The organism is Oceanimonas aquatica (assembly GCF_030732065.1).
Lineage (GTDB): Bacteria > Pseudomonadota > Gammaproteobacteria > Enterobacterales > Aeromonadaceae > Oceanimonas.
This window is the reverse complement of the sequence record NZ_JAVBHX010000009.1, coordinates 172,663-180,646: the sequence shown is the minus strand read 5'-3', so window position 1 is coordinate 180,646 and position 7,984 is coordinate 172,663. Positions and strand designations below refer to the sequence as shown.

At 59.1% G+C, this 7,984-nt stretch carries 6 protein-coding genes; all 6 read right to left on the bottom strand.

What is annotated here, in order from left to right:
* Positions 1-344 precede the first annotated feature (344 nt).
* From Q9290_RS13915 to Q9290_RS13890, 6 genes are read right to left on the bottom strand one after another with little or no spacing between them, the layout of a single operon-like run.
* The gene (locus Q9290_RS13915; protein WP_306080247.1) at positions 345-845 is read right to left on the bottom strand and encodes a nitrous oxide reductase accessory protein NosL; all 501 of its coding nucleotides are present in this window, start codon (positions 843-845) and stop codon (positions 345-347) included.
* A 2-nt stretch (positions 846-847) separates the two neighbouring features.
* Positions 848-1,684, bottom strand: a complete 837-nt coding sequence (locus Q9290_RS13910; RefSeq protein WP_306080246.1) for an ABC transporter permease — start codon at positions 1,682-1,684, stop codon at positions 848-850.
* On the bottom strand, positions 1,656-2,582 hold the full coding sequence (locus tag Q9290_RS13905) for an ABC transporter ATP-binding protein (protein ID WP_306080245.1): 927 nt from the start codon (positions 2,580-2,582) through the stop codon (positions 1,656-1,658). The genes Q9290_RS13910 and Q9290_RS13905 overlap by 29 nt, the downstream gene beginning before the upstream one ends.
* The gene (locus Q9290_RS13900) at positions 2,551-3,849 is read right to left on the bottom strand and encodes a nitrous oxide reductase family maturation protein NosD (protein ID WP_306080244.1); all 1,299 of its coding nucleotides are present in this window, start codon (positions 3,847-3,849) and stop codon (positions 2,551-2,553) included. Before Q9290_RS13900 ends, Q9290_RS13905 begins: the two co-directional genes overlap by 32 nt.
* An 8-nt stretch (positions 3,850-3,857) precedes the next feature.
* Positions 3,858-5,738, bottom strand: coding sequence for a TAT-dependent nitrous-oxide reductase (gene nosZ, locus Q9290_RS13895; protein WP_306080243.1), 1,881 nt, complete (start codon positions 5,736-5,738; stop codon positions 3,858-3,860).
* Complete coding sequence (locus tag Q9290_RS13890; protein ID WP_306080242.1) at positions 5,722-7,890, bottom strand: NosR/NirI family protein; 2,169 nt, start codon at positions 7,888-7,890, stop codon at positions 5,722-5,724. Before Q9290_RS13890 ends, nosZ begins: the two co-directional genes overlap by 17 nt.
* Positions 7,891-7,984 lie beyond the last annotated feature (94 nt).

Here is a 7,984-nt window from a genome sequence, read left to right as displayed (position 1 = left end):
TAGTGCACTTCACAAATCATTGAAAAACAATATTTTTTGTTTCTCAATCGACTGCGAGTGCCCACACAGTTTGCTTGATAAATTGTTAAAGAGCGTTGACCGCTTTCGCTGGTCAGGGCTGCGCATTCTACGCAATCCTTTTTGTTCGTCAAGCGTTGATTTGAACTTTGTTTGGTTCGCTTTCAACCCTTGTGACCGTTGGCGTGTTGCCCCGTGTCAGTGGATGCGCATTATAGGGACCGGCCGATTTTGCGCAAGGGCTTTTTTAACAAAAATACGGCCTTTAACACCGAATGCTTATTAACCCAGCAAAAGCACAAGTTAGACACAGAGTTATACACACATCAGTGCATACCACGGCCATTTTTATTAAGTTTATCCAGGGTTAACTGCTCAAAGCCAAGTACCTCACCGCCATACTGACCGGCAAAAGCGTCTGCCACGGCTCTGTCACCAAAGCTGGCCGGGGTCGGCCCCATGGCACCGGCCTGGCTGGAGCCTACGACATACCAGGCAGTTTCGGCATTGATAAAGTGTTCATCATCGGGCTGCTCCCAGGGCACCTCACTCATGTCGTGCACCCATATTTCCTGGCGGGCATGGCGGTTTTCCGGCTCCAGCGCCCAGTTCAGCAGATCCCGGGTGGAGCAAAACTTGCGAACCTCTTCCACGCCCTGCTCATAGGCTTCGCCCTTGGGACCGGGAAACCGGCTGATTACCATGCCGCACAGATGGCACTCGTCGCCCTGCTCAATGGCCACCGCCTGCCGTGCCAGCGCATCCGCACCTGGCTCTCCGCACCCGGCCAGCAACAGAGAGGCCAGCAGCAATCCATACATACGCATATTTATATCCTTGTCAGTGACCGTTGAAACAGAAAACGAGCCAGCCCCACCAGCGATGCAAGCCACACCAGCAGGCTGCCCAGCAGCCCCGCCGAGCCCAGGGCCAGCTCGCTGCTTGCCGCCATCACTCCGGTTTTGACCTCGCTGTCCGACAGCAGCTCCAGATTGAAAATGCGGAACACATCCGCCGGGTTGAGCAGCATCAGATAGGGCAATGAGGAGAAATTCAGTTGTTCCGGCAGGCCCACCAGCAGGCCCAGCATCAGCAGATCGAACACCACCACGAAAAAGAACCAGAGCAGCAGCGAGGCACCGGCAGCCTTGCCCTTTTCACTGACCCAGGCACTGAGGGCATAGGCCATGGCCAGAAAAATCCAGCCGAGCAGAATCGCGGAAACAATCAGAGCACCGAACAACCGCGCCACCAGAGCAGCATCAAGGCCGTCGGTAAACAGCAGCAGGGTCAGGGCGGCACTGCCAAACCCCAGCCCGGTGGCCACTGCCAGCATCAGCGCCTGTCCGGTGAACTTGCCGGTCAGCAGTTGCCCGGGGCTCAACGGGTAGGTCATCAATAACAGCAGGGTGCCCCGCTCCGCCTCGCCAATCAGGGCGTCGTGCCCCAGCATCAGGGCGATCAATGGCAGTATCACCACCGCCAGGCTGGCCAGACTCGCCAGAGTGGATTCAATGGAGGTAAAGCCCACCAGGCCGGAGGCGACACCGCCAAAGTAGGCCAGCCCCACCGCCATAGCCCACAGCACGATGGCGATGGCCAGTATCCAGCGGTTGCGAATGCCATCCAGCCATTCCTTATGGGCAATGATCAGCAGTGTGCGCATCGGCGGCTCCATAGCAGATATGTTGATACAGTTCGGGCAGGTTGGGTTGTTGCCACTGGAATTGCTCTATGTCCGGCAGGCTGCAGATCACCTCTGCCAGCACTCTTTGCCCGGCGGCGTCCGCCTGCAGCACCAGTTGCTGCTCACTGGCTTCGGTTACCAGTGAGTGAAAGCGCGCCGGAAGGGCCGGTAACAGCTCCCTGCCCTGCAGGGTCAGGGTCACCGGCAGGCGGGACTCGGCACGCAGGGCGTCGAGACTGCCTGCCGCCAGCAGACGCCCCTGCCCCATCACCGCCACTCTGTCCAGATAGGGCTCGACCCCTGCCAGCACATGAGAGCACAGCACAATGGCGCAGCCCTGCCGGCGCAGTTCGTCGATTTGCTCATAAAAGTGGTGAGTGGCCACCGGATCCAGCCCGACCGTCGGTTCGTCCAGCAACAGTATTCTGGGTTGCCCCAGCAGCGCCTGAGCCAGCCCCAGCCGCTGCCGCATGCCCTTGGAATAGGTTTTTACCCGGCGGTTGGCGGCATCAATCAGCCCCAGCCGCTCCAGCAAGGCCATGCCCTGGGCCGGTTCCATGCCCTTGAGTTTCGCCAGATAGGTGATCACCTCGGCACCGCTAAGCTGATCGTAAAAACTGACGTTTTCCTGCAAAAAGCCCAGGTGCCGGCGGAGCTCGCGAAAGTCACTGCTTGCCGGATCCCGTTCCATCACCCTGACGTCGCCGTCATCGGGTTGCAGCAGGCCGAGGATCAGCTTGATGGTGGTGGTCTTGCCGGCGCCGTTATGGCCCAGCAGCCCCAGTACCTCGCCGGGCTGCACCTCCAGCGAGATGCGTTTCAGTACCTCACGCCCGGAAAAGCATTTAACGACCTGCCGTAAGCGAATAATGCTCATCGCGCCTCCCTTCGGCCATGGTGTCCGGCAATGCCATTAACGGATAGGAATCGGTGACGCCCGGCCCCCGGAACACCGGAAACTGCTGTTGGATCCAGCGCAGCAGGCTGACCACAGGCGCATTCAGCAGCCAGCGGGCCGCCGGATATTGCCACAATACCCTGTCCATGCCGTCGTTGGGTTCGTGGGGAATGTCCCCCAGGCCGTTCTGATCCAGATCCCAGCCCAGATAATCGCTCCAGTAGTTGCCCCGGCCATCCCGGGACCATTCCTGAGGCCGGTTGGAGACATAGCGCACCTGAGTACGGTTGCCTACCAGGGCATTGCCAAAAATATGATTCTGCTCCGAGCCGGCCGTCATGTGCAGGCCCAGATCACTGTGAGCCAGCCAGTTGTCGCTGATCTCGTTACCCACCGCCTGATAGGCAAACATGGCCTTGCCCTCGGCGCCTCTGGGATTGATCAACCGGCTGTTGGCCCGCACATCACTGACCCGGTTGCCGCTGATTCTGGAGTAGGTAATGTAATTCATCAGAATGCCGTAGTTCTCATCCTGCTTCGACACATTACCGGTTACCGTCAGCTGCCGGGACTGCATCAGCGCATAACCGGTGCGGGTATGCTCGGTGATATTGCCGGTGACTTCGTTGTTGTTGGAGTACATGTAGTGAATGCCGTAGCGCAGTTCGCTCATGCGATTGTCCACCAGGCGATTATGATGGCTGTAATTGATGTAGATGCCGTCGCGTACCCGGCGTATGCGGTTATTCGCCACCAGGCTATCACCCACATCAAAGAGATGAATGCCGTTGCCCCTGTCCTGGGAACGCAATGACGTATCACCTTCAATGTCGTTGTGATGCAGATACAGGCGCTTGGCACTTTCGGCCCAGATACCAAAGCCGGGGCCAATGAGTTGCACTCGGGCCACCTCGGCGTCACTGGCCTGGCCACTGATAAAAATGCCTGCGTTCAGCTCCCCCAGATCCGCCCCCCAGTTGCGAATGGCCAGATCGAACACGCCAATGCCGGGCGCACCCAGATACAGGCCATGGCCCTGGCCACCGGCGTCGATCACGGCACCGGCTTCGCCTTTCAGGGTCAGGGGTTTAGTCAGGCGCAAGGCCGGGTAGATACCCGGCTCAAGGATCACGGTTTCGCCGGCCGCCACCGAATCGAAGGCGGCAACGGAGGCCGGCGTCAACCGTACCTCCGCCGCCGCCGGCCCGACAAACAGCAGCAGCCACAGCAGCCAACGTTGCACCATGGCGCGCCTTACGCCGGCTCAACCAGCATGCGGCCAACCATTTCCATGTGCAGGGCATGGCAGAACCAGTTGCAGTAATACCAGTGCACCCCGGGCTTGTCGGCAATAAAGGTCACCGACGAGGTCTGCTGCGGGCTGATCTCCATACTGACACCATGGTTGACCATGCAGAAGCCGTGACTCACGTCCTCAATCATGTCCAGGTTGGTGACGGTCACGGTCACTTCATCGCCCTGCTTAACGGTAAACTCGCTCATGCCGTAGTTGGGGGCCACCGAGGTCATGTACACCCGCACCTTGTTGCCGTCGCGGATCACCTTGTTGTCCCGCTCCAGGGTGACGCCGTCTTCCTTCGCCATGGCCACGGTTTCGGCGAAAAAGGCATCATCGCGCTCCCAGATCTTTTTGGGATTGAGCACATCACGGCGCAACAGAATACAGTCATGGGGCTCCGCATAGGTGGGGCCATCGTGCACCAGCTTCATTTCCTCCCCGGAAATGTCCACCAGCTGGTCGTTTTCCGCATGCAGTGGCCCCACCGGCAGGAAACGGTCCTTGGAGAACTTGCACAGCACCACCAGCCACTTGCCGTCTGCATCCCGGGCTTCGGTATGGGACGCATGGTTATGGCCGGGCTGGTACTGCACATCCAGCTTCTGGCGAATATAGTCCACGTCTTCGCCGTTATACGCCTTGATGGCATCGGCCATGTTCCACTTTACTACCTGGCTGTCGATAAACAGGGTGGTGTAGGCGTTGCCACGACCGTCAAAGGTGGTGTGCAGCGGCCCCAGACCCAGCTCGGGCTCGGCGGCGATCACTGCACGGGGATCCTCGAACCTGTCGTCGAACAGATCGTCCAGCTTGTCGATTTCAATCATCGACACGGTGGGCGACAGCTTGCCGTTGGCGATGAAATACTTGCCGTCGGGGGAGGTGTTGAGACCGTGGGGGTTCTTGGGTACCGGCACATAACGAGTCAGTTTGGAGCCCTTGCGACCGTCCAGCACCGGCACTTTGGAGTCGCCCAGCGTGGTAAAGTCGCCGGCCTTGATCGCCGCCTCAATGCGAGGAATGTTAAACACCGTCACCCAGTCGCGCTCTTCGCGCATCATGCCACCCAGGGTAGTGGCCGCTTCCGAGTTGTAACAGGTAGAGGCGGCATACTTGCCGGTGTAACAGGCGTCGGTATTATCCAGGTTGCCGTCCACCATGACCTGAAAGGCCACTTCCATGGTCTCGGCATCCACGGCGTTGAACATGGTGTACTGCTCGGCAGTGTCCAGGTTTTTCAGGTTGGTGCCGTCGTTGGGATGCGGAATGATGAATTCGGCGTTACAGAACACATATTTGGTGTGAGGCACCTTCTGCAGGCGAAGCCCGTGAATGGCCTGCACATTGGGAATGGTGACAATTTTGTCGCATTTCATGATATCGAGCCGAATGCGCGCCACCCGGGTATTGGCCTTGTCGTTGATAAACAAATACTTGCCGTCGTACTTGCCGTCGGTCATGGAGATATGCGGATGGTGACAGTCACCATTCAGGTACTTGCTGCTGTCGCCCAGCACCCGCTTGCTCTCGTTGGTAATGCCCCAGCCGGTGGCCGAGTCCACGTTAAACACCGGAATACGCATCAGCTCCCGCATGGAAGGCACGCCCAATACCCGCACTTCCCCCTGGTGACCGCCACTCCAGAAGCCGTAATACTCGTCCAGCTCACCGGGTTTCACGTTAATGTCGTCGGACGCCAGCGCCGGGGCCGAGGCCAGGCTGAGACCGCCACCGGCCGCGGCGGTCGCCAGCAGGGCAGACGAGCCGCCCAGAAACAGGCGCCGGCTCAGTTTGACGTGTTCGCTTGGCTCTTGATGGTTATCTTTGTTGCTCATTCGACTCTCCTTGTGGGGCTGTGGTTTCCACGTTGGTTACTCTGATACGAGCCGCTTCCCGCTCCAGCTCGCGACGGCGGCGGTTCTTCGCCTTCATCACCAGTGGCGGGCACTTGCGTTCGTTAAAGTAAGTGATCTGGCAATCCAGACAGTAGTGACACTCGTTGGCATTGATGCGTCCATCCGGGTGAATGGCCTGCACCTCGCACTCCTTGGCGCAAAGCTGGCAGGGGTTGCCACATTCATGGCGGCGCTTGAGCCAGTCAAACAGCCTGAGCCGGGCCGGTACCGCCAGCGCCGCGCCCAGCGGACAGACATAACGGCAATAGGCCTTGCGCAAGAATATTGAAATCACCACCCAGCCAAGGGCGTAGGCCACATAACCCCACTCGCGCATAAAGCGCAGGGTCATGGCGGTTTTAAAGGGCTCGACTTCCGCCGCCTGCTCGGCCAGGGCCAGCGATTGCAGCGACAGGCCAAACAGGCCCAGCAGGATCAGGTACTTCAGTGCCCACAGGCGCTCGTGAATGGCAAAGGGCACGGTAAACTGCTTGATTTTCAGCTTGCGCGCCGCCTCGTTGATCAGCTCCTGCAGGGCACCAAAGGGACACAGCCAGCCGCAAAAGATCCCCCTGCCCCACAGCAGCAGAGTCAGGGCCACAAAGCTCCACAAAATAAACATCATGGGATCGAGCAGAAACGACGACCACTGAAAGCCGCTGAACAGTGCATGCAGAAAGGTAAAGACGTTAACAATCGACAACTGGGCCAGGCTGTACCAGCCGATAAAGAACAGGGTGAAACACAGATAGCCGATACGCACCCGGTTCAGCAGGGTCGGATGCTGCACCAGCCAGTCCTGCAGAAACAGAATAATCATCAGGACCACCAGGCCGGTGAGCAGCACCGCAATCTGCACCTGCTTCATTTGCCACAGACTGACCCAGAGCGGCGTTTCCTCTTCCATGGGCAGGCCGGAAGACACAGGCGTGGCCGGCGCCGGCAGGTTCAGATAAGCGTCGGGCAGATCATAGTCGGCATAAAAGCTGGCAAACTCACTGTCCAGCGCGCCCACCTGGCGGCGTACCATCAGCTCGAACTGCCAGGGCCGGGTCAGATCCAGCGCGTCGTCACGGGCGATAAAAATGGCCAGCTCACCAAATCGGGGAATGTCTTCGGCCTTCAGATCCGACGGGGCCAGACGCTGATAGTCCATGTCCCGAAAAGCGATTTCCTCCGGGCCCTGCCAGGCCCGCACCCGGTCAAAAATGCCACCACGCACAAAGCCATTGCCGCGAAAACTGTAATCGCTGTTGGCCGCCACCAGAATGGGCTGATCATTCGGCCCCAGGCTGCTCATCAATTTATCGTACTGTTGCTGCCCCAGCAGGTTGATGCCGGCCTCGGCCGGTCGCAGGGGCGCAAAATACAGTTCCATAAAGGCGGCATCGGGATTTTCGGGAGGCTTGCGTGAGGCGGCCTTGGTGCCGGCAAAAGCGCTTTCCACCTCGCCTTCGGTAAGTACAAGAGAGCGTACCAGCTGTCGCTCAACCAGCGCCTCCCAGCTGCGTGGCTGCCAGTCCTGCACCAGGGTGGCGGCTTGGGTCGCCGGCACGCCGGCGGTCACGGTCTGCCCTTGTGCCAGAGCCTGGTGTGCCGAGCGCAGCGCGCGCATGACGGTCTGATTGATCACCATGACGGTAACAGTGGCGCCGGTGACGCCGTCCACCGAGTGAATGTCATCCCGTCGGGACAGACCTACCTGCACCCGCTCATCAAAGGCGATACCCTCATACTGATCCACAAAGGCAGTGAGCTTGCGTTCGGGAATGCCAATCAGCAGTATCGGCTCATGGTGCTCCACCACCAGGCTGTGCTCCAGCCGGCCCTGCTCATCCATGACCAGAAGCATTTCCACCGGCTTGCCGGAGTAGGCGGGAATATCGGCAAACTGCCGGCTCAAAAAGGCATAGCGGGGCACCTTGTCGTCGGCATGTTCGATGTGCCAGCCGGCAAAGGGCTGATCAATGGCGCTGATGCTGGCACCGGGATACCACTCCGCCAGCCGCTGCTCCGGCACCGGGCGTTCGGCAGCCAGCACAACGCCGGCGCATAACCACCAGAGGGCCAACAGGCGAAGGAACAAGGACATCAAACCACCAGAAAGTTGCATTTCATTTACTGAATAATAGCCACGCACAAGGCACTCCGGCTTGATCCAGATCAGTGATGGTTTAAAGGTATAG

Bases quoted from the DNA above. Each gene is read 5' to 3' on its own strand.
- Q9290_RS13915 (WP_306080247.1), bottom strand. From the start codon at position 845: ATGCGTATGTATGGATTGCTGCTGGCCTCTCTGTTGCTGGCCGGGTGC.
- Q9290_RS13910 (WP_306080246.1), bottom strand. From the start codon at position 1,684: ATGCGCACACTGCTGATCATTGCCCATAAGGAATGGCTGGATGGCATT.
- Q9290_RS13905 (WP_306080245.1), bottom strand. From the start codon at position 2,582: ATGAGCATTATTCGCTTACGGCAGGTCGTTAAATGCTTTTCCGGGCGT.
- Q9290_RS13900 (WP_306080244.1), bottom strand. From the start codon at position 3,849: ATGGTGCAACGTTGGCTGCTGTGGCTGCTGCTGTTTGTCGGGCCGGCG.
- nosZ (WP_306080243.1), bottom strand. From the start codon at position 5,738: ATGAGCAACAAAGATAACCATCAAGAGCCAAGCGAACACGTCAAACTG.
- Q9290_RS13890 (WP_306080242.1), bottom strand. From the start codon at position 7,890: ATGTCCTTGTTCCTTCGCCTGTTGGCCCTCTGGTGGTTATGCGCCGGC.